This window comes from Pseudoflavonifractor phocaeensis (genome assembly GCF_016901955.1).
GTDB lineage: Bacteria > Bacillota > Clostridia > Oscillospirales > Oscillospiraceae > Flavonifractor > Flavonifractor phocaeensis_A.
The window spans coordinates 1-256 of record NZ_JACJLC010000262.1; the positions used below are offsets into that span (position 1 = coordinate 1).

Annotated in this window: 1 protein-coding gene; it reads right to left on the bottom strand. The window is 48.8% G+C overall.

From position 1 onward, the window contains the following. On the bottom strand, positions 1 to 181 hold a 181-nt coding region (locus tag H6B51_RS18685; RefSeq protein ID WP_204884840.1), incomplete at its 3' end, for a hypothetical protein. Positions 182 to 256 lie beyond the last annotated feature (75 nt).

Consider the following 256-nt stretch of genomic DNA (forward strand, 5'->3'; position numbering starts at 1 on the left):
GGTCGGTTTCCGTGCCGTTATAGCCCATGATTTCAATGGTGTCCTCGGTAACAAAGCGGTAGTCGTAGACAACGCTTGGGTCTTCCGCCGCAAATGCCGCCATGGGCATCAGGCTTGTCAGCACACACAAGGCAAGAAGCGCGCCTAATATGCGTTTGGTAATGGTTTTTGTTGTTTGCATAAGAACATCTCCTTATATACATTGTTATTTCAAAAACTGTCCCCGTGTTTTCCGTCTGAAGGATTCCGGCCGGAG